The organism is Actinocatenispora rupis (assembly GCF_016861975.1).
Lineage (GTDB): Bacteria > Actinomycetota > Actinomycetes > Mycobacteriales > Micromonosporaceae > Actinocatenispora > Actinocatenispora rupis.
In genome coordinates this window covers 180,694-200,190 of the sequence record NZ_BOMB01000017.1, presented here as the reverse complement: position 1 = coordinate 200,190, position 19,497 = coordinate 180,694, and the positions used below count along the sequence as shown (strand labels likewise).

The window sequence follows — 19,497 nt, the reverse complement described above, 5'->3', positions numbered from 1 at the left end:
CCGGCGTCAGTCCGGCTTCTGGACGTGGGTCGTGGTGCTACGCAAGGGATTGCCGGCGCGGTCGCGGGGCCGCAGCGGCGGTACGACGGCGCCGTGCTGGTCGACGAGTACGGAGCGGGGCTCGTCGGCGGCGAAGGCGTGCCGTTCGCCCCACTGGCGGAGCGCGACGACGGCGGTGAACAGGTCGCGACCCGCCGCGGTGAGCGCGTACGTCTGGCGCTTGCCGGACGGGGCGGTGTCGCGGGTGAGGATGCCGTGGTCGACGAGGCGGCGCAGCCGGTCGGTGAGGATGTTGCGGGCGATGCCGAGCCGGCGGTGGAAGTCGGTGAAGCCGGTCGCACCGTCCATCGCGTCGCGGACGATGAGCAGGCTCCAGCGGTCGCCGACGAGGTCCAGGGCGCGGGCGACCGGGCAGGTCGGGTCGGTCCAGTGCTCGGCCGTGAGCGCCTCGGGTCGGTCGGTCGCCACCGCCACACCTCCAATGAGTTGCGATCTGAAACCATTCTTGCATACGGTGAATCGGTTGCACACTGCTACCGATTGGATTCGTGATGACCGGTGCGTCCTGGACGGCCCGGCGGCTGCTGCTCGCGACGGTGTGCGCGGTCGCCGTGGCCGGCATCTACGCCGCCCAACCCCTCGTCCGTGCCGCCGGCGCCGACCTCGGGTTGCCGCCCGGCGCGACCGGCTGGCTGGTCGCCGCCGGCCAGATCGGCTACCTCGTCGGCCTGCTCATCCTGGTACCGCTGGGCGATCTCACCGACCGGCGCCGGCTCGTCGCCGCCCACCTCGCCCTCGGCGCGGTCGGTACTGCTGCCGTCGCCGTCGCGCCCACCCCCGCCCTGGTACTCGTCGGGCTCGGGGTCGCGGGGCTGTTCGCGGTCGTCGTCCAGATCGCCGTCGCGTACGCCGCGGCCGTGGCACCGCCCGCCGAACGTGGCCGCACGATCGGCGTGGTCACCTCCGGCGTCGTACTCGGGATCCTCGGTGCCCGTACGGTCGCCGGCTACCTGTCGGGCGTCGCCGGCTGGCGCGGCGTGTACGTGCTGCTCGCCGCCGCGTCACTGCTGCTGGCCCTGGTCGTCCTGGCGGCGCTGCCGCCCGACCCGCGACCCACCGGCGGCGCCGCACGGTACCGGGAGAGTCTGGTCGCGATGGGGCGCCTGGTGCGCGGCGACCGGGTGTTCCGCGGGCGGGCGCTGATCACGCTGCTGCTGTTCGCGTCGTTCGGGACGCTGTGGAGCGGTGTCGCGCTGCCGCTCGGCGCCGCACCCTGGCACCTGTCCCCCGCCCGGATCGGCCTGCTCGGGCTCGCCGGACTCGCCGGCGCGCTCGCCGCCGCCCACGCGGGCCGCTGGGCCGACCGCGGTCGCGCCGACACCGTCACCGGCTGGTCGCTCCTGCTCCTGATCGTCTCGTGGGCGGCGAGCGCACTGCTCGGCCGCTCCCTGTGGCCGCTGGTGGTCGGCGTCGTACTGCTCGACTTCGCGGTACAGGCCGTGCACGTCAGCAGCCAGCACCTCATCACCGCCCGGCACCCGGCGCACGCCAGCCGTACGATCGGCGCCTACATGGTCTTCTACTCCGTCGGCTCCGCGCTCGGCGCCGTCACCACGACCGCCGCGTACGGCGTGGCCGGGTGGCCGGGGTCGGCGCTGCTGGGCGCGGGGTACGCGGGCGCCGCGCTCGTCGCCTGGCTCGTACCCCGTGGTGCGTTGGATGCCGTGCGCCGCAACGGTTCCGCCGACCCGGCCGCAGCCAGCGAGCCCTGCCCGGACCGTACCTGACGTGCTGGCGACACCGGGTTGCGGGCGTTCAGCGGTCGTCGCCGCTGCCGCGCAGTACGCCACGGCGCTGCCGGCTGGCGAGCTTGGCCAGGTTGACCGCCGCGACCTCGTCCAGCGACAGGTCGAGGTGGTCGGCGAGGACCGCCACGTACCAGAGGACGTCGCCGAGTTCCTTGGCGATGTCGGCCCGGTCGATCCGCGACTCGTCGCTGTCGAGGTCCCGGATCCACTTCTTGAACTTCTCGGCGATCTCGCCGGACTCGCCGACCAGCCCGAGTACCAGGTGGATCAGCTCGTTGTGCTTGTCGCGCGGCGCCGCGGTACGCAGGGCGCCGCGCTGGTACTCGTCCAGGTCCATGTCGGAGAAGTATGGTCGCGGTCCCGGCCACGGGTGGTGGCCGGGACCGACGACTCAGCCGAAGCTCACGGACACGTGCGCGACGCGGCCACCCCAGCCGTCCTGCGGGAAGCTGTCCGCCACCCGTACGTAGACGGCCTTGTCCGGGCCGAGGTACGGCGTCAGGTCGACCGTACGGTCGGCGCGGTTCGACCCGTCGTGGATCTCGCGGTCCTCCCGCAGCACCGTGCTCCACGACGTACCGTCGGGGCCGGCCTGTACCAGGAACTCGTTGTCGATGGCGAGCGTGACGCTCGCGTGCGCGGTGTCGGCCGGCAACGGGAACCGGTAGACGATGTAGTGGTCGTTGTCGGCGAACCGGTTCTGCACGCCGTTGCTCTGCGACCCGTCGGCGTCGGCGATCCACGTCTGCTCCGCCGGAGTACCGGTGTCGAAGTCGATCGTGTGCGTGACGAGGATGTCCGCCGTCGCCTGGAAGCTCAGGTCGGGGTCCGCGCCGACGGTGGCGTTGACCGTGTGGTGGCCGTCCGCCGCGTCCGCCGGTACCTGCACGCGCACCGGCACCGTACCGGTGGCGGGGGTGGCGCTTCCGTTGGGGCGCAAGGAGACCGAGCGCCGCGCGGCCGTCACCGTCCAGCCGTCCGGTCCGGTGACGCCGACCGTCGCGGTCATCGGTACCGGGCCGGGCGAGGTCGCCGCGACCGACAGGTCCAGGTCCACCGTGGTGGGCCCGCCGCTCGCGGGGATGACCACCGGGGTCGCCGGCGACAGGGTGGCCGACAGCGACCAGCGCGGCGCGGGCGTCGGTACCGCGGCGATCAGGGCGCTGAGCGCGCTCGCCTGGGTACGCCAGTCGAACGTGTTCGGCGAGGTGGCACTGGTCGCGCCGGCCCAGCGTTCGCCGAGCTGGCCGCCCGCGTTCCGGTCGGTGGCCCAGATGCTCGCCGCCTGCCGCGCCACGAACCCGGTGTACCGCGGGTCGTGCGTGGTGTCCGCGACGTCCATCAGGTACCGCAGGAACACGCCCTTGAACTGCTTCGCGTTGTCGTCGCAGGTACTGCCGAGCGGGTCGCACGACTCGCGCAAGACACCGTTGTCATTGAGCGCCGACGAGGTGATCCCGGCGTCCGCGAGACGCAACGCGGTCGCCCGTACGGACGGGTCGTGGGTCGCCCGCCACAGCTCCATGCCCGCGCCGATGGCGAGCCCCTGGTTGTAGCTCCACACCGTCTGCCCGTTGCTCGCGCAGGCGCTGGTGAGCCCGTCGTTGACCAGGCCGGACGAGTTGATCAGCCCGCTCGCGGTGAACCAGTGCCACGCCGTCGTCGCCCGCGACAACCACGTACGGTCGCCCGGGATCCGGTTGTGCAGCTCCGCCGTCAGCCGGATGAACAGACCGTTGGTCACCGCGTTCTTGTACGTCTTCTCGGCGTCCCACCACACGCCGCCGCCGCACGTACCGGGATCCCAGTAGCCGTAGGCGTACGTCGCGATCGTCTCGGCCATGTCCAGGTACTTCCGGTTCCCGGTCAGGTCGTACGCCTGGACCCAGGTCAGGCCCCACCACTCGGAGTCGTCGATCGCGCGGCTGGTGAAGTTGCCCAGCAACGGATCCCCGGACAGCACGCCCGGCGGGAACACGCCCTTGTCCTTCTCGAACGTGTTGTCCAACTGCCCCACGTACCGGCGGTCGCCCGTGCGCTGCATGTAGTCGCCGATCGTCTGCAGGGCGACCGCGGAGTTCCACCAACTCGACGGCCACCACGCCTTGACCGGATCGTACGAGTGCATGAGGACGTCGGCGGCGACCCGGGCCCGGGCCACGTCGGTCGAACCCGAACCGTCGTCAGTCGCCGACGCCGCCGTCGCACCCGCCGACACGGCCGCCACCACCATCAGCCCGGCCAGCAGCCGGCCGACATGACGCATCGCGAGTCTTCGCATGCGGTTCCCCTTCGGTGAAGGAACGGGACACGGACGTGCCCCCGGTCATCCTTCGGAGCACGTGCCGCCACCGCAACACCGTCCCGGAATCCGGCCGGTACGCCTCGCGACCGCTCGCCGCGCGAGACGGCCGCCGCTCAGAGACGCGTGGCGGTACGGACGAGGGCGGCGAGCGCGCGGGACCGGCTGTGCGGCGGCCACGCGATCATGGTCGTCACCTCGGGCGCGTCGAGCACCGGTACGGCGGCGAGGCCCTCGTGCAGGTGCACGCGCACCGACTCGGGGAGTACCGCGACGGTGCGGCCGAGCGCGATCAGTTGCAGCAATTGGGCGTTGTCGCGTACGGGCGGGCCGGGGCCGTCCGGGTACCCGCCGTCGGGGTCGGGCCAGCGCGGCAGCGGCAGGTCGGGCAGCGCGGTGACCTCCGCCAGGCGTACGTGCGGGCGGGTGGTCAGCGGGTGCCCGGCCGGCAGCAGTACGACCTGCCCCTCGGTGCGCAGGTCCTCGGTGTCGAACCCGACCGCCGAGTCGTACGGCCGGTGCAGCAGCGCCACGTCGGCCCGGCCGTCGCGCAGCAGCCGTTCCTGTTCCGCGGGGCCGCACAGCTGGACGTCGACGGCGACCGCGTCCGGCTCCGTGGCGTACGCGTCGAGCAGCTTGGCGAGCAGTTCGCTGGAGGCGCCGGCCTTCGTGACGAGCACCAGCCCGGGGCGGCCGGTCGCGGCGCGTCGGGTACGGCGGTCGGCGGCGGCGACGGCGTCCAGCGCGGCGCGCCCCTCGCGCAGCAGTACCTCGCCGGCGTCGGTGAGGGTGACGGCGCGGCTGCTGCGTTCGAAGAGGGTGACGCCGAGGCGCCGTTCGAGCTGGCGGATCGCGCGCGACAGCGGCGGCTGGGCGATCCCCAACCGCTGCGCGGCCCGCCCGAAGTGCAGTTCCTCGGCGACGGCGACGAAGTAGCGCAGCTCCCGCGTCTCCATGGAGCCACCGTACCGCGGAGCTGATACCTGTCGGGTATCACCGGCGACCCAGCCGGTGTTGGCGCCCGCGCCCCGCGGCGGACAGCATCGAAGGCATGAGCGAACAGACGATCGCGCTGGTCAGCGGCGCAAACAAGGGCATCGGGTACGAGATCGCGCTGGGCCTCGGGCGGCTCGGCTGGAGCGTCGGGGTCGGCGCCCGGGACGGCACGCGCCGGGAGGCCGCGGTGGCGAAGCTGCGCGCCGAGGGCGTCGACGCGTTCGGCGTACCGCTGGACGTGACCGACGACGCGAGCGTCACCGCCGCCGCCGAACTGATCGACGGGCGGGCCGGCCACCTCGACGTACTCGTCAACAACGCCGGCGTCACCGGTGGCATGCCGCAGGACCCGATCGGCGCCGACCTCGACACCGTACGGACCGCGGTGGAGACCAACGTGCTCGGCGTCATCCGCCTCACCAACGCGATGCTGCCGCTGCTGCGCCGGTCCGGCTCCCCGCGCATCGTCAACATGTCCAGTACCGTCGGGTCGCTCATGCGGCAGAGCACGCCGGGCGCGCAGACCGGACCGATCTCCGTCGCGTACGCCCCGTCGAAGACGTTCCTGAACGCCGTGACCCTCCAGTACGCCAAGCAGTTGAGCGACACGAACATCCTGATCAACGCCGGCTGCCCCGGGTTCTGCGCGACCGACCTCAACGGCTTCCGCGGCGTGCGTACGCCCGAGCAGGGTGCGGCGATCGCGATCCGGCTCGCGACCCTGCCCGACGACGGCCCGACCGGCGGCTTCTTCGACGACGACGGCGTCGTGCCCTGGTGACCCCCGCGCCGCGTCCGCCCACGTGACGGACGGGCGCGGCGCCTCAGCCGGCGGTGGTCCCGGTGCTGTCGCGCTTGCCGAGGCGCAGGTGCTCGACGTGGTAGATGGCCTCGTCGAGCAGCTGCGCGACGTGGTTGTCGAACAGCGCGTAGACGATGCGGCGGCCGGAGCGGGTGCCGGCGACGAGGCCGAGTGCGCGCAGCAGGCGCAGCTGGTGGGAGACCGCGGACTGTTCCATGCCGACCGCTTCGGCGAGCTCGCCGACCGGGCACGGGCTCTCCCGCAGGCGCGTGAGGATCAGCAGGCGGCTGGGGGTGGCGAGCGCCTGCAAGGTCGCGGCCACGGTGGCCGCGGTGTCGGCGTCGAGGGTGCCGGCGGTACCGGCCCTGCCCTGTGGTCCGTGCCCCATGCCGGCCATCGTAGCCGTGCCCAGAACACATGAATACATCTTCATGTGTTCTGGTATCGTGGCCGTCCGCACGCCCGACCCACACAGCCGAGGGAGCAGCCGTGAGCGGCCCGACCACCATCCCCGCACCGGCGCCCGTACGCGACACGCTGCGGGTGCGGCGTACCAGGGTGTTCGCGCTGCCCGAGGCACGGTGGGCCGCCGCCGCGCTGGTGCTGTTCCTGCTGGGCCTCGCGGTGCAGTTCCTCGGCGCACCCACCTGGGCGTACTGGACGCTCTACCTGGCGTGCTACGTCGCCGGCGGCTGGGAACCGGCGCTCGCCGGGCTGCGCGCGCTGGCGAGCCGGACCCTGGACGTGGACCTGCTGATGGTCGTGGCCGCGATCGGCGCCGCGACCATCGGACAGGTACTCGACGGCGCGCTGCTGATCGTCATCTTCGCGACGTCGGGCGCGCTGGAGGCACTGGCGACGGCGCGTACCGAGGACAGCGTGCGGGGGCTGCTGGACCTCGCGCCCGACACCGCCACCCGCCTCGACCCCGGCGGCGGCGAGACCACGGTGCCGGTGGCCGCGCTCGCCGTCGGCGACGTGATCCTCGTACGACCCGGCGAGCGGATCGGCGCCGACGGTTCCGTCGTGGACGGCGCCAGCGACGTCGACCAGGCGACCATCACCGGTGAACCCCTGCCGGTCGACCGTACGGTCGGCGACGAGGTGTTCGCCGGCACCCTCAACGGCACCGGCGCCCTGACCGTTCGGGTGGACCGCCCGGCCGGCGGGTCGGTCGTGGCACGCATCGCCGCCCTGGTCGAGGAGGCCGCGCGTACCAAGGCGAAGACCCAGCTGTTCGTCGAGAAGATCGAGCAGCGGTACTCGGTGGGCATGGTCCTCGCCACCGTCCTGCTGTTCGCCGTACCGCTGGCCTTCGGCGAGTCGGTACGGGACTCGCTGCTGCGCGCGATGACGTTCATGATCGTGGCCTCGCCGTGCGCGGTGGTCCTGGCGACCATGCCGCCGCTGCTGGCCGCGATCGCCAACGCCGGCCGGCACGGCGTACTGGTCAAGTCCGCCGTCGTGATGGAACGTCTCGGCACCACCACCCGCGTGGCGTTCGACAAGACCGGCACGCTGACCCGCGGCGTGCCCCGGGTCGCCGAGATCCACCCCCTCCCCGGGTACGCCGAGCACGACGTACTGCGCCTCGCGGCCGGCGCCGAACACCCCAGCGAACACCCGCTCGGCGCCGCCGTCGTACGGGCCGCCCGGGAACGCGGGCTGTCGCCGACCGCGGCGGACGACTTCGAGGCGCGACCCGGCCGGGGTGTCACGGCCCGGGTCGGCGACCGGCTCGTCGAGGTCGGATCCCCGGGAGCGCTGCTGCCGCCCGGTCGTACCGACGGGGCCTTCGTCGACGCCCGCACGGTCGCCGACGACCTGGCAGGGAGCGGATGGACGGCCGTGGTGGTCCTGGTCGACGACCGGCCGGCCGGCATCCTCGGCATCACCGACCAGCTCCGCGCCGACGCGCGCGACGCGGTCGCCGCCGTCACGGACCTGACCGGCCACCAACCTGTCCTGCTCACCGGCGACAACCCGTACGCCGCCCGGCATCTCGCCGACCAGATCGGCATCGACGACGTACGGGCCGGGCTGCTGCCCGACGGCAAGGTCGCCGCGGTGCGCGCGTACGAGAGGGCGGGTGACCGGGTCACGGTCGTCGGTGACGGCATCAACGACGCGCCCGCGCTGGCCGCCGCGCACACCGGTATCGCCATGGGCGGCGCCGGATCCGACCTGACGCTCCAGACCGCGGACGCCGTGGTCGTGCGGGACGAGCTGACCGCGGTACCCGCGGCGATGGCCCTGTCCCGCCGGGCCCGCCGCGTCGTGGTCGCCAACCTGGTCGTCGCCGCGGCGTTCATCGCCGCACTGGTCACCTGGGACCTCGCCGGGCACCTGCCGTTGCCGCTCGGCGTCGCCGGGCACGAGGGATCCACCGTCATCGTCGGTCTCAACGGGCTCCGCCTGCTCCGCGACGCCGCCTGGAACCGCGCCACCCGCCGCGCGGTCCGAGCTCACTCGTGACGATGAGCGGCTGTTACGTTCAGCGGATGGGTCACGGGCCGGGGGTGCAGTGGGTGGTGCCGATCGTGCGGGCGCAGCCGTACCGGCACCGGGTGGCCGGGTGGGTCGACGCGCCGTCGCCCGGTCCGGGCATCTGGGCGGTACCGGGCGTACCGGTCTTCGCCGACGGCGTCCGGCGCCCTGTCGACCTGGCCGGACGCGCGGCCGACGACCTCCTGGTACTCCAGGCGACGGGGCGGCGGCCGCGGGACGCCGGGCGGTTCGGGGCGCTGTGCACCGCGGCCCGCCAGAAGGATTGGGCGGAGTTCGACGCCGACTGCGGCACGTACCCGGCGGAGTCGGACGAGGAGATCGCGACGGCCACGTTCACCCCTGCCGAGCTGGCGGAGGAACGGTTGCGGCGCTGGCACCGCGGCGTCCGGGCGCACGACGTGTTCGGCGCCCCGGGCGGCAGGGACGCCGAGTGCGTACGGCGTCGTGCGGACCACGGCGAGCGCACCGTCGCCCACCTGCACGCCTTCGCCGACGACGAGCACCCGCGGTGAACGCGACCCGGTCCCGGATGTGGCCGCTGTACGCCGCCGGCTTCACCACCGCGTTCGGCGCGCACGGCATCGCCGCGAACCTCGGCGCCGGCGGCCCCGGCCTCGTCCGTTCGGTGCTGTACCTGGGCGTTCTGCTCGCCCTGTACGACGGCGCCGAGGTCGTCCTCAAACCCGTCTTCGGTACGCTCGCCGACCGGGTCGGCGCCCGTCCCGTACTGCTGGGCGGGCTGGTCGGGTTCGCCGCCGCCTCCGCCGTGTTCGTCGCGGTCCGCGACCCCGGCTGGCTGTGGGCCGCCCGGCTCGGGCAGGGCGCCGCCGCCTCCGCGTTCTCCCCCGCCGCGTCCGCCCTGGTGGCCCGGCTCAACCCGCGGACCTCGCACGGCCGCGCGTTCGGCTCGTACGGGTTCACCAAGAGCATCGGCTACACCGCCGGCCCGCTGCTCGGCGGCGTACTGGTCTGGGCCGGCGGGCTGACGCTGCTGTTCACCGTACTGATGGCGCTCGCCGCGGCCGTCGCGGTGTGGGCGGCGGTCGCGGTCCCGGCAGTACCGCCGCTGCCGAAGGCGCGGCAGACGCTGCTGGGGCTCGCGCGCCGGCTGACCGACGGCGGCTTCCTGCGCCCGGTCGTCGCCCTGGCCGCCGCCACCGCCGCGCTGTCGGTCGGGGTCGGCTTCCTGCCCCGGTCCGGTGCCGCCGACGGACTGTCGCCGCTGGCCACCGGGGCCGCCGTCGCCGTCCTGGCGCTCTGCTCGGCGCTCACCCAGCCGTGGGCCGGACGCGCGCTGGACGCCGGCCGGCTCACCACCCGTACCGGGCTGGCGGTGGGACTCACCGTCACCGCCGCCGGCCTCACCGCCGCGGCCGTACTCCCCGGCGTGCCCGGACTGCTCACCGCCGCCGTCCTCACCGGCGCCGGTACCGGCGTGATCACCCCGCTCGGGTTCGCCGCGCTCGCCGCCGCCACCCCCGCCGAACGCATCGGCCAGACCATGGGCGCCGCCGAACTCGGCCGCGAGCTCGGCGACGCCGGCGGTCCGCTGCTCGTCGCCGGCGTCGCCGCCGCCACCACCCTCGCCTGGGGGTACGCCGCGCTCGCCGTCCTGGTCCTCCTCGTACCGCTGGGTCTCGCCGCCCGCCGCCGGCCCCGCTGACCCGGATCCGTTCCGTACCAACGGAACGAGCGGATCCGGCACCGCGCGCCGCCGGCTCTGTCGGACCCCTCCCGTACGGTGGGGCGATGAGCGCGCACCAGCTGTCCCGGACCGACGCGCGGCGGATCGCGGTGCGGGCGCAGGCGTTGACCGCCGACCGCCCCGGCGACCTGCACGACGTCGTACGGCGGCTGACGCTGCTGCAACTGGACCCGACCGCGGTGATCGCGCCGAGCGCCGACCTGGTGGCGTTCAGCCGGCTCGGCCCGGCGTACCGGCGGAGTGAGCTGGCGGACGCGCTCGCCGCGCGCAGCCTGGTGGAGCTGCGGGCGACGGTGCGGCCGGCGGAGGACCTGGCGCTGTACCGGGCGGACATGGCGGCGTGGCCCGGCGCTCCGCCGCTGCGCGACTGGCAGGTGTTCCGGCGCGACTGGGTGACGGCGAACGACGCGTGCCGGCGCGACATCCTCGCCCGCCTCGGGGCGTACGGTCCGCTGGTGTCGCGGGAGCTGCCGGACACCTGCGCGGTGCCGTGGGAGTCGACCGGCTGGACGAACGACCGCAACGTGACCCTGCTGCTGGAGATGATGGTGTCGCGCGGCGAGGTCGCGGTGGCCGGCCGGCAGGGCCGGGAACGCCTGTGGGACCTGGCGGAGCGGGTGTACCGGGACGATCCGGTGGTGCCCGCGGCAAAGGCGGCGCGGGTCCGCGACGGACGGCGGCTGGCCGCGCCCGGTCCCGCGGCACGGCGGTCCCGATCGAGCCGGTCGGCGTCGGCGACGCGGGCGAGCCGGCCGTGGTCGAGGGCGTACGCGGGGTGTGGCGGGTCGACCCGGCGCAGCTCGGTCAGCCGTTCACCGGGCGGGCCGCGCTGCTGTCCCCGTTCGACCGGCTGGTGCACGACCGGAAGCGCACCGCCGAGCTGTTCGGCTTCGAGTACCAGCTGGAGATGTACAAGCCGGTGGCGAAGCGCCGCTGGGGCTACTACGCCCTGCCGATCCTGTACGCGGACCGGCTGGTGGGCAAGCTCGACGCGGCGGCCGACACCGACGCGGGCGTACTGCGGATCGCGGCGATCCACCAGGACGAGCCGTTCGGCCGGGCGGTGACCACGGCGGTCCGCGCGGAGATCAGTGATCTCGCCGACTGGCTCGGGCTGCGCGCCGCCTGGCCCCGCTGACGCCCCTGGTGATGACCGCGGCCAGTACTCTCGGCGCGTGGCGATTCCGGAATGGTTGCAGGGCAAGGCGGACGAGGACGTGCGCGCCGCGCTGCGCGAGCAGGTCGACGGCGAGCACGACCGGTTGGCGGACGGCGAGAAGCTGGCGTTCTTCGTCGAGCTGGGCGACGGGCCGGCCGACGACCCGGCCGCCGAGTGGGACCGGTACGTGCGGCATGCGGCGCAGGTCGACGAGCGGGTGGCCGCGCTCCGGTCTGCGGCGCTGGACCGGTTCGACCGGGAGGTGGCCGCGTTGCCGCCCGCCGAGGCCGCCGACGTCGTGTACGGCGACGACGCCTTATGGTCCCCCGGATTCGTCGCCGAACGGCGCCGCGCCGCGCAGTACCCGGACGAGGAGCCGACGGCCGAGGAGCGGCTGGCGCACGCCATCGACGGCACCGGGCCGGTCCGCCGGCACGACCGCGCCGGTGCCCGTCGGCAGGCCGCCCGGGACGCCGCCGACCAGCGGGACTACGCCGCCTGGCGCGAAGCCCACCCGCACCCCGACCCGGCGGTACTGGCGGCAGCGGCGGCGCGCGTCGACCGGGACCGCGCCGCGATCGAGCGCCGGTTCGCCGACGACTGGGGCATCGACCTGCCCGACGGCATCTTCCGGTACTGGCAGTTCCAGCTGTCGCTCGGCCCGGCCGAGCGGCGCGCGCTCAACGACCTGGACCTGGAGCCGTACGGGATCATGGACCTGTTCGACGATCCGGGACGCCGGCCGCGCGACGGCGTCGACGTGCGCGTGCACGGCCGCTACTACCGCGATCCGCCCGAGTTCCTGACGTTCATGCACGGCGGCAGCGACGGACTGCACTTCGGCCTCTGGTACGACGACGGTCGCACCTGCGCCGGCGTCACCTGCTACTACAACAACGACGGCGGTGGCGTCGGACTGCCGTTCGGCACCCCGCTGGCCGCGGTACGCGAGCAGATCGAGTGGAGCCAGGTGCACCTCGACCGCGAGGCCGGCGACGGCGCCACCCCCGCCGAGGATGACGTTGTGGCGCAACGGTTCGGGCTGCGGGCGTTGCGCGAGCTGCTGACCCGGTTCGAGACCGGCGACCGGCCCGAGCAGGGCGCCGCCTACCACGACACGTACCGGCCGGCGGCGGAGCTGTTCGCGCACGGCGACCCGGCCCGCTGGGAGACCCTGGACGGCGGCGGCGCGCTGGCCGACGGCGAACCGGTCGTGCCGCGCGGACACCAGCGCCCGTACGACGGGTACGAGTGGTGCCGCACCACGTACCGGCAGCTGACCGAGGAACCGGACACCCTCGCCGGCTGGACCGCCGAGGCCGAGAAGCGTTGCGCGGCAGGCGATCCGACCGGCGCGCTCGCCCTCGGCCGCGACCTGCACTGGATCAGCCAGGGCGACGCCGACCGCGAACGCCGGGCGAACGCGCTGCTCGTCGCCGCGTACCGGGCGCTCGGCCGGGACGCGCTCGCCGGCATCGCCGACGCGCACCACCGGCACCGCAACCTCCCCCAGGTCACCGTCCTCGACCGCTGACCGCACCAGGTGGGCTACGTGGACCCGGCGGCGGGGCGGAGGCCGGCGCGGCGGAGGATCGCGACGATCGCCGCGGCCTTACGGTTGTTGTACCCGGACATCGACAGCGGGCTGTCGGCGGCGGCGTGGCAGTCGCGGTCGTCCGGGTGCGCGCTCAACCGTTCGCGGCACACCCGGTGCCGGGTCACCAGTACTGGTGCTGGACGCCGTCGGTGTCAGTGACGTAGACGACCGCGTCGGCGCCGTCGAGTACCGCCGGAGTGAGGGGGATGTGGCTGCGCACCATCGGGGTGTCGACGGCGATCGTCGGAGGCAGCGCGGCGCGGACGGCCCGCGCCGGGAACAGCGCGCGCCGGTCGGTCGCGGCGGCGAGCGCACCCTGGAGGGTGGCCGGATCGCTGTCGACCTTGCCGTCCATCGCGACGAACACGTAGCGGTCGCCGAGGGTGGCGGCGGCGAGCGCGCCGGCGCTCCCCCAGCTCACCTCGTCCGGCCCCATCGCCATGCGCGACGGGGTGCGTTGCAGGTGCACGTTCTCCGCGTACACGAGGCTCGGGCCGCGGTGTCGCTCCTGTTCGACGGTGGCGAGGAGGTTGTCGGCCATCATCTCGGCGCGCAGGCTCAGCAGCGTACCGATCCGGTCGGGCGCCGGGTGCGCCATCGCCGCGTGGTAGCGCAGCAACCCGAGCGCGGTCCGCGCGTACGCGGTGGCGCGGTCGTGGCCGGTCGGGTCGGCCTGGCGCAGCGTGGGTGCCGCGCGGCGCAGGGCGCTGGCGAGGTCGTCGGCCACCACCCGCAACGCGCGGGCGCGGTCGGAGCCGCCGACCGACGCGGCCGGATCGTACATGGCGGCCTCGTTCGTCCAGTCGGTGTCGGCGCCGAGCAGCGCGTCCATTCCGCGTACCGACGGGGGCAGCAGCGCGGCGGGCAGGTACTCGGCGACCGCGGTCAGCGCCTCGCGCGGGCCCGGCGCGGCGGCGAACTCCACCGGCGGGTCGAACCCGAGGAACCGTACGCGGTCCCCGTCCGCTCGGCCGGCGTTGTACTCGCGGAGCCACTCGACGAGTTCCCGGTTGCCCGGCACGGCGCCGAATCCGTGGCTGAACCCGGTCGCGAGCACCGTGTCGAGGTCCCCGGCCGCCCCCGCCACGTACGCGTCGACCACGGAGGCGGCGAACACGTCGGTCTCCAGCACGATCGACCGGTACCCGCGTTCGACGAGGTGGCCGAGGAGTTCGTTGCGCAGCAACGGAAACGCCTCGACCCCGTGGGTCGGTTCGCCGAGCGCGAGCAGGGCCGGCGGCTCGGCCCGCGCGGCGAGCAGGTCGTCGAACGCGCGGCCCAGGCTCGCCGCGTCGGCAACCTCACGACCGACGGACGACGGTACGGCAGTGGACATGGAGCACCCCTTCCGGAAAGTTCCTGCCCTCGACGCTATCGTTGAAGGTTCGAGTGAACGTTGCGCCCACAGTTCCGGGGATCCAGCGCGCAAAGTCTCAAACGGGGGTAGACACTGCGACCCATCGACCTCGCCCGCGAGCACGGACTCTCCGCCCAGGCGATCCGCAACTACGACGATGCGGGCGTGCTCCCGCCGACCCCGCGCAGCGCCACCGGCTACCGGCGTTACACGGCGCGGCACGCCCAGGCCCTGCGCGCGTTCCTCGCCCTGCGCCGCGGCCACGGACACCAGCAGGCGGTGGAGATCATGCGCGCGATCCACCGCGGCGACACCGACTCCGCGTACCGGATGGTCGACGCCGCGCACGTCGCGCTGCACGCCGAACGCGACACCCGTACCGAGGTGGCGGCGGCGCTCGGCGCGCTGTCCGCCACCACACCGCCACCGCCGCGCGGCGCGCCCCTGACCGTCGGTGAGCTGGCGCGCCGCCTCGGCGTACATCCGGCGACGCTGCGCACCTGGGAGACGGCGGGCATCCTGCACCCGGATCGCGACCGCAGCACCGGATACCGCCACTACGACCCCACCTGCGTACGGGACGCCGAGGTCGCGCGCCAGCTCCGCCGCGGCGGGTACCCGTTGGGCCAGGTCGCACGGTTCGTCGGGGCGCTGCGCGAGGCGGGTGGCGAGGCGGCGCTGCGCGAGTTCCTCGACTCCTGGCAGGACCGGATCACCGCGCGCAGCCGCCACCTGCTCGCCGGCGCCGCCCAGCTCGACGCCTACCTCACCCTGCTCGACGGTTCCTGAAACCGTTGGTACGACGGCGATCTCGCCGATCGGCGGGACCGTCACTCGCCGCACACCCGTACCGGCGCGTCGGACGAGTCCACAGCGGGGAGATCGTCGAGGTGTTCCGGCGACTCCTCCCGCTGCGGCGTCAACTCCCGGCGATCGACCCCGGTACGCCCGACTCGGCGTGCACCGCGTCGAACGCCTGCGGCGGGATCACGCTCCTGAGCCGCGCCCCGGCCCGCACCATCTGCCGCGGCACCCGGGACGTTGAGCCATCCCGGACCGTCAGCGGCGGGAGAGTACGGCGATCTCGGTGCCGAAGCCGACGACCAGCGGGCCGCCCGGCGCCACCGCGACCGCGTGTACGTCCGCGGGAAAGGTCAGCGGCGGGCCGGCCGGACCGCCGGTGGCGAGGTCCCAGACGCGGACGGTGCGGTCGGTGTGGGCGACGACGGCGACGGTCCGGGCGTCGAGTACGGCGGTGGCGATGGCCGTCACCGCACCTTTTCCGGCCAGGTGTACGCCGAGGCGACGGCCGGTGGGCAGGTCCCACAGCAGCGTGCAGCCGTGCTCGTCGCCGGTGACGGCGATCGGGCGGCCGTCGAGTACGGCGGTGGCCGCGGCGACGACGGGGGCGCGGTGTGCCTTGCGCGGCCGGCCGATCGGGCGGCCGGCGCCGAGGTCCCAGAGGCGTACGGACCGGTCCGCGCCACCGGTGACGGCGACCGACCGACCGCCGACCGCCGCGGTGGCGACGGCGCAGACGTGGCCGGCGTGGCCGGTGAGGGGTGCGCCGACGGGCCGGCCGGTGGCCATGTCCCAGATCCGTACGGTCGCGTCGGCGCCGCCGGTGACCGCCACGGTCCGACCGCCGAAGACCGCGGTCGCCACGGCCCACACCTCGTCGCGGTGGCCGGTCGGTCGCGCCCCGACGGGCCGCCCGGCGAGCGGCTCCCACAGCCGTACGTTGCCGGTGGTGACGCCACCGGTCACCGCGGCCACGAGCCGGCCGTCCAGTACGGCGGTGGCCATGGCCTCGACCGCGCGGGTACCGGTCAGGGGGGCGCCGACGGGGTCGCCGGTGGCGAGGTCCCACACCCACACCGCCCCGTCGTACCCGCCGGTGACGGCGACGGGACGACCGTCGAGTACGGCGGTGGTGGCGGACCGTACGTCGTCGGTGTGGCCGGGGCGGCACCGGTCGGTCGGCACGTCGGTCGCCGGTTCCCACACCCGTACGGTGCGGTCGTCCTCGCCGGTCACCACGACGGGCCGGCCGGCCACGACAGTCGCGGCGATCCGGGTGATCCCGGCCGGGCAGGTGACGGGCCGACCGTACGGCCGGCCGGTGGCGAGATCGACGAGGCGGACGGTCCGGTCCGCGTCGCCGGCGACCGCGACGGCGCGGCCGGCGAGAACCGTGGCCGCGAGTACCCGGTGGGGGATGTGGCGGGGGGCGCCGGTCGGGTGTCCGGTGGCGAGATCCCAGCAGCGGAGCGCGTTCCCGTCACCGGTGACGAGGACGGGGCGGCCGGCGAGCACGGTCGTCGCGACCGACGTGGCGCCGTCGAGGTCGTGCCACGCGCCGTACTGCTCGCCCGTGGCCAGGTCCCACCCGCGTACGCGCCCGTCGGTGCCGAGGGTGACGGCGAGCGGGTGGCCGCCGACGACCGCGGTGACGGCGGTCCCGACCCGACCGTCGTGGGCCTTCCGGGGAGCGCCGATCGGTTGCCCGGCACCGAGATCCCACGCCTGGACCACGCCCCCGGTACTCCCGGTCAGGGCGACGAGCCGGCCGTCCACCACGCCCGCGGTCACCGCCTCGATCCGGTACTGGACGGTCACCTCCGCGCCGAGCCGCCGACCGGTGCCGAGGTCCCAGGCGCGTACCGCACCGTCCGAGCCGCCGGTGACCGCGACGGTGCGGCCGGGCACGACGACGGTCGCAACGGTACGCACCCGGCCGGTCCAGCCGACGTGTCCGCTGAGGCCGTCGCCCACCGGGTCGCCGGTGGCGAGGTCCCAGACCTGCACCCGGCCGTCGGCCGCGGTGAGGACGACGGGGCGGCCGCCGACCGTCGCCGTGCGTACGTCCTCGATCCAGGAGCGGTGACCGGAGAGCGCGTGCCGCAGGGCGGACGCCACCATCCGGCCGGTCGCCCAGTCGACGCGCCACGGCGCCGGCTCGCCCGCCACCCGTACCGCGGCGAAGCGGGCGGCCAGCTCGCGGTCGCCGAACCGGGCCGCGTCCACCGCCAGCAGCTGCCGTCGTACGGCGGGGTCGGCGCTGCGGTGTGCCCGCTCCGACACCCGGTACACCGCCGCGGCGTGCCGTTGCGCCGGGCCGGTCGCGCGGGCGAGCGCCGCCGCCACCCGAGCCGGATCGGTGTGTACCAACCAGTCGGGGTCGGTCAGGTGCCCGCCGTCGGAACCGCCCTGCGTATCGCCCATGATCCGCACAGTAGCCGCCGGAACGGCATGAAAGTGTCAGATCGCCTATTTGCCACCAAGATTGGGCAGTTGTCCCCACAGCCGGGCCGGTGCACCGTGACATCTGTCAGAACGAGCCGGTGACCGCCGTGACTACCGGCGGCGCGTACCGGTCGGCGATGCTCGACGGCATGAGGACGAACGACGAACGCGCCTGGTACGCCGGGGCGTGGCTGGGTTCCGGCATCGGCGCGCTGTTCGCGCTGGCCTGGTGCTGGTTCCTCGGCGCCGGTTCGCTGCCCGGCGCGCCCGCGGTCCGGATGGCCGGCGTGGCCGTCACCCTCGGCGTCCTCACCGGCAGCTGGTGGCTGCGCCGCCGGTACGCCACCGGATCGCGCGGCGGCGCACCGTTCGGCCGGTGGTACTGGATCGCGGTCGTCGGCATGGTCGTGGCGATCGTGCTCGGCAACCTCGTACTCCGGCTGGTGCTGCACCGGCCCGAGGCGGTTCCCGCGTACATCCTGCTGGTCGTCGGGCTGCACTTCGTTCCCTTTGGTACCAGCATGTTCCGGTGGTTGGCGGGTGCGCTCGCGGCGGTGGCGGTGGTGGCCGCGGGGCTGGGTCTGTCCGGTGTGGACGCCGGCTGGACCACGGTGGTCGGGCTCGGCGGCGCGGTCGTACTGTGGTCGTTCAGCGCCGCCGGCCTCGTCCGCGCGCACCGTGTCCTCGCCACGGTCTGACCGGGATCCCTGTCAGGGTACGGAAACCGCCGTGGACAGGGCGGTGACCGTGCCTGCTCCGTTCGCCGCGGTCACCAGGCAGGCGACCCAGGTACCGGACAGGTCCGGCTCGACGGTGAGGTCCGGCCCTTCCGCGCCGGCGATCGGCGTCGGGATCGTGAACGGTCCGGCGGTGGTCACCGTCGCCCAGGAGTACCGGATGGTGGTGGGGTTGCCGCCGCGGGCCCGGTTCCAGGCGGGTGCGGTGCAGTGCAGCGTGCCCCCGACGGCCGGGCTGCCCGTGACGGTCGGCGCCCCACCCGGGTACGGCTCCCGCGGCAGCGCCGGCGCGTACGCCCAGGCCCGGAACGCCGCGGGATCGGCGAAGTACGCCGCGGACGGCTCGCCGCAACTCCTGCCGGCGGTCTCGCCGCCGAAGCTGAACACCCCGACCAGCGCGCCCCCCTGTACCAGCGGGCTGCCGCTGTCCTGGAAGCAGCCGGTGACCGTCGCGCCGCCGGAACCGTTGCTGTCGCGGGCACACAGCACCGAGGCGGTGTCCACTGTGGCCGGTGTACCGGCGGTGCAGGCGCCCGCGTCCAGCGTCGTGAGCTCGCCGCGATGCAGGACGTCGTCGCGCCAGTCCGGGGTGTGGCCGGTCGTACCGTGCGCGAAGAACGACACCGCGGTACCGGCGGCCGGGCGGTGCCGCGCGACCGGCAGCGGCGCGACGTCGGTGACCGGACGGTCGAGCAGCACGACCGCGAGATCGTTCGCGGCGCTCGCGTCGTTCGGGTCGTCGGGGTTCGCCGGGGACGGGATGATCCGGTAGCCCGGAAGTACGCTCACGCCACGAATCCCGCGGACCTCACCGGGGTCCTTGGACAGCGTCCGCGCGTCGACGTGCACCTCCTGCCGGCTCGGATCCACACCGTCCAGGCAGTGCGCCGCGGTCAGGACCCGGTCCGGGGCGATCAGGGCGCCGCCGCACCCGGCCCGTTGCAGCAGCCCGCCGTCGCCCCGCAACGCCAGCGTCGCCACCCACGGCGCGGTACCCGGATCGGTGACGGGCTGCCCGCCGGACATGGCGGCCGCGGGTACGGCGGCCACGAGGGCACCGGCCGTGCCGAGTACGGCGGCGGCGACCCGAAGTCGTGTGATCGTCATGGCTCCGGACCCTACGAACGCACCGGCCCCGGGCGCGTCGGCCCGGAGACGGAACCGGCACGCGACCCGCGGCGTACGGCGGAGCCCCTAGGTGGACGCCCGGGACTTGACCTAGATCGGGCTCTAGCTCCTAGGGTTCGCCGTGCGAGGCGGCGCACCCGTCGCGCCGCACC

Annotated in this window: 18 protein-coding genes; 9 read left to right on the top strand and 9 right to left on the bottom strand. The window is 74.6% G+C overall.

Annotated features, from left to right (window positions below):
• Positions 1–6: 6 nt before the first annotated feature.
• Positions 7–468, bottom strand: coding sequence for a winged helix-turn-helix transcriptional regulator (locus tag Aru02nite_RS15730; RefSeq protein ID WP_239076713.1), 462 nt, complete (start codon positions 466–468; stop codon positions 7–9).
• An 83-nt stretch (positions 469–551) separates the two neighbouring features.
• Between Aru02nite_RS15730 and Aru02nite_RS15725 the strand changes: the two genes are divergently transcribed.
• A complete protein-coding gene (locus tag Aru02nite_RS15725) occupies positions 552–1,787 on the top strand; it encodes an MFS transporter (protein WP_203658262.1) in 1,236 nt (411 codons plus the stop codon).
• Between the two features lie 28 nt (positions 1,788–1,815).
• On the opposite strand, the gene Aru02nite_RS15720 is transcribed toward Aru02nite_RS15725, so the two are convergent.
• From Aru02nite_RS15720 to Aru02nite_RS15710, 3 genes are all read right to left on the bottom strand, one after another.
• The gene (locus Aru02nite_RS15720; RefSeq protein WP_203658261.1) at positions 1,816–2,145 is read right to left on the bottom strand and encodes a nucleoside triphosphate pyrophosphohydrolase family protein; all 330 of its coding nucleotides are present in this window, start codon (positions 2,143–2,145) and stop codon (positions 1,816–1,818) included.
• A 54-nt stretch (positions 2,146–2,199) separates the two neighbouring features.
• Positions 2,200–4,089, bottom strand: a complete 1,890-nt coding sequence (locus tag Aru02nite_RS15715) for a glycoside hydrolase family 76 protein (RefSeq protein ID WP_203658260.1) — start codon at positions 4,087–4,089, stop codon at positions 2,200–2,202.
• Between the two features lie 137 nt (positions 4,090–4,226).
• On the bottom strand, positions 4,227–5,066 hold the full coding sequence (locus Aru02nite_RS15710; protein ID WP_203658259.1) for a LysR family transcriptional regulator: 840 nt from the start codon (positions 5,064–5,066) through the stop codon (positions 4,227–4,229).
• Between the two features lie 95 nt (positions 5,067–5,161).
• Here Aru02nite_RS15710 and Aru02nite_RS15705 point away from each other — a divergent pair, with 95 nt between their 5' ends.
• Positions 5,162–5,887, top strand: coding sequence for an SDR family oxidoreductase (locus tag Aru02nite_RS15705; RefSeq protein ID WP_203658258.1), 726 nt, complete (start codon positions 5,162–5,164; stop codon positions 5,885–5,887).
• Positions 5,888–5,930: 43 nt separating this feature from the next.
• Here Aru02nite_RS15705 and Aru02nite_RS15700 read toward each other — a convergent pair whose 3' ends face one another.
• Entirely contained in the window at positions 5,931–6,296 is a 366-nt protein-coding gene (locus Aru02nite_RS15700; protein WP_203658257.1) for an ArsR/SmtB family transcription factor, read from the bottom strand.
• A 101-nt stretch (positions 6,297–6,397) separates the two neighbouring features.
• Between Aru02nite_RS15700 and Aru02nite_RS15695 the strand changes: the two genes are divergently transcribed.
• From Aru02nite_RS15695 to Aru02nite_RS15675, 5 genes are all read left to right on the top strand, one after another.
• Positions 6,398–8,383 carry a heavy metal translocating P-type ATPase gene (locus tag Aru02nite_RS15695; protein ID WP_275408645.1) on the top strand — a complete coding sequence of 662 codons (1,986 nt, stop codon included), beginning with the start codon at positions 6,398–6,400 and terminating at the stop codon, positions 8,381–8,383.
• A 26-nt stretch (positions 8,384–8,409) separates the two neighbouring features.
• On the top strand, positions 8,410–8,928 hold the full coding sequence (locus Aru02nite_RS15690) for a Chromate resistance protein ChrB (protein WP_203658255.1): 519 nt from the start codon (positions 8,410–8,412) through the stop codon (positions 8,926–8,928).
• A complete protein-coding gene (locus tag Aru02nite_RS15685) occupies positions 8,925–10,079 on the top strand; it encodes an MFS transporter (RefSeq protein WP_239076712.1) in 1,155 nt (384 codons plus the stop codon). Before Aru02nite_RS15690 ends, Aru02nite_RS15685 begins: the two co-directional genes overlap by 4 nt.
• Positions 10,080–10,875: 796 nt before the next feature.
• Positions 10,876–11,259, top strand: a complete 384-nt coding sequence (locus Aru02nite_RS36650; RefSeq protein ID WP_239076711.1) for a DNA glycosylase AlkZ-like family protein — start codon at positions 10,876–10,878, stop codon at positions 11,257–11,259.
• A gap of 37 nt (positions 11,260–11,296) precedes the next feature.
• Positions 11,297–12,814: an ADP-ribosylation family protein gene (locus tag Aru02nite_RS15675; protein ID WP_203658254.1), complete on the top strand. Its 1,518-nt coding sequence runs from the start codon at positions 11,297–11,299 to the stop codon at positions 12,812–12,814.
• A gap of 14 nt (positions 12,815–12,828) precedes the next feature.
• Here the strand turns inward: Aru02nite_RS15675 and Aru02nite_RS15670 are convergent, their stop codons facing one another.
• Together Aru02nite_RS15670 and Aru02nite_RS15665 are read right to left on the bottom strand one after the other, a co-directional pair.
• Complete coding sequence (locus tag Aru02nite_RS15670) at positions 12,829–13,002, bottom strand: GrpB family protein (protein ID WP_203658253.1); 174 nt, start codon at positions 13,000–13,002, stop codon at positions 12,829–12,831.
• Positions 12,999–14,213 carry an erythromycin esterase family protein gene (locus Aru02nite_RS15665; RefSeq protein WP_203658252.1) on the bottom strand — a complete coding sequence of 405 codons (1,215 nt, stop codon included), beginning with the start codon at positions 14,211–14,213 and terminating at the stop codon, positions 12,999–13,001. Before Aru02nite_RS15665 ends, Aru02nite_RS15670 begins: the two co-directional genes overlap by 4 nt.
• Before the next feature lie 114 nt (positions 14,214–14,327).
• On the opposite strand from Aru02nite_RS15665, the gene Aru02nite_RS15660 reads away from it, so the two are divergent.
• Positions 14,328–15,023, top strand: a complete 696-nt coding sequence (locus Aru02nite_RS15660; protein ID WP_203658332.1) for a MerR family transcriptional regulator — start codon at positions 14,328–14,330, stop codon at positions 15,021–15,023.
• A gap of 270 nt (positions 15,024–15,293) precedes the next feature.
• Here Aru02nite_RS15660 and Aru02nite_RS15655 read toward each other — a convergent pair whose 3' ends face one another.
• Positions 15,294–17,459, bottom strand: a complete 2,166-nt coding sequence (locus tag Aru02nite_RS15655) for a WD40 repeat domain-containing protein (protein ID WP_203658251.1) — start codon at positions 17,457–17,459, stop codon at positions 15,294–15,296.
• A gap of 119 nt (positions 17,460–17,578) precedes the next feature.
• Between Aru02nite_RS15655 and Aru02nite_RS15650 the strand changes: the two genes are divergently transcribed.
• On the top strand, positions 17,579–18,178 hold the full coding sequence (locus Aru02nite_RS15650) for a hypothetical protein (RefSeq protein ID WP_203658250.1): 600 nt from the start codon (positions 17,579–17,581) through the stop codon (positions 18,176–18,178).
• A gap of 12 nt (positions 18,179–18,190) precedes the next feature.
• On the opposite strand, the gene Aru02nite_RS15645 is transcribed toward Aru02nite_RS15650, so the two are convergent.
• Entirely contained in the window at positions 18,191–19,324 is a 1,134-nt protein-coding gene (locus Aru02nite_RS15645; protein WP_203658249.1) for a S1 family peptidase, read from the bottom strand.
• Between the last annotated feature and the right edge of the window lie 173 nt (positions 19,325–19,497).

Excerpts from the sequence above, each read along its gene's own strand:
- Aru02nite_RS15725 (WP_203658262.1), top strand. The coding sequence starts at position 552 with ATGACCGGTGCGTCCTGGACGGCCCGGCGGCTGCTGCTCGCGACGGTG.
- Aru02nite_RS15720 (WP_203658261.1), bottom strand. The coding sequence starts at position 2,145 with ATGGACCTGGACGAGTACCAGCGCGGCGCCCTGCGTACCGCGGCGCCG.
- Aru02nite_RS15715 (WP_203658260.1), bottom strand. The coding sequence starts at position 4,089 with ATGCGAAGACTCGCGATGCGTCATGTCGGCCGGCTGCTGGCCGGGCTG.
- Aru02nite_RS15710 (WP_203658259.1), bottom strand. The coding sequence starts at position 5,066 with ATGGAGACGCGGGAGCTGCGCTACTTCGTCGCCGTCGCCGAGGAACTG.
- Aru02nite_RS15705 (WP_203658258.1), top strand. The coding sequence starts at position 5,162 with ATGAGCGAACAGACGATCGCGCTGGTCAGCGGCGCAAACAAGGGCATC.
- Aru02nite_RS15700 (WP_203658257.1), bottom strand. The coding sequence starts at position 6,296 with ATGGGGCACGGACCACAGGGCAGGGCCGGTACCGCCGGCACCCTCGAC.
- Aru02nite_RS15690 (WP_203658255.1), top strand. The coding sequence starts at position 8,410 with ATGGGTCACGGGCCGGGGGTGCAGTGGGTGGTGCCGATCGTGCGGGCG.
- Aru02nite_RS15665 (WP_203658252.1), bottom strand. The coding sequence starts at position 14,213 with ATGTCCACTGCCGTACCGTCGTCCGTCGGTCGTGAGGTTGCCGACGCG.
- Aru02nite_RS15655 (WP_203658251.1), bottom strand. The coding sequence starts at position 17,459 with ATGGGCGATACGCAGGGCGGTTCCGACGGCGGGCACCTGACCGACCCC.
- Aru02nite_RS15645 (WP_203658249.1), bottom strand. The coding sequence starts at position 19,324 with ATGACGATCACACGACTTCGGGTCGCCGCCGCCGTACTCGGCACGGCC.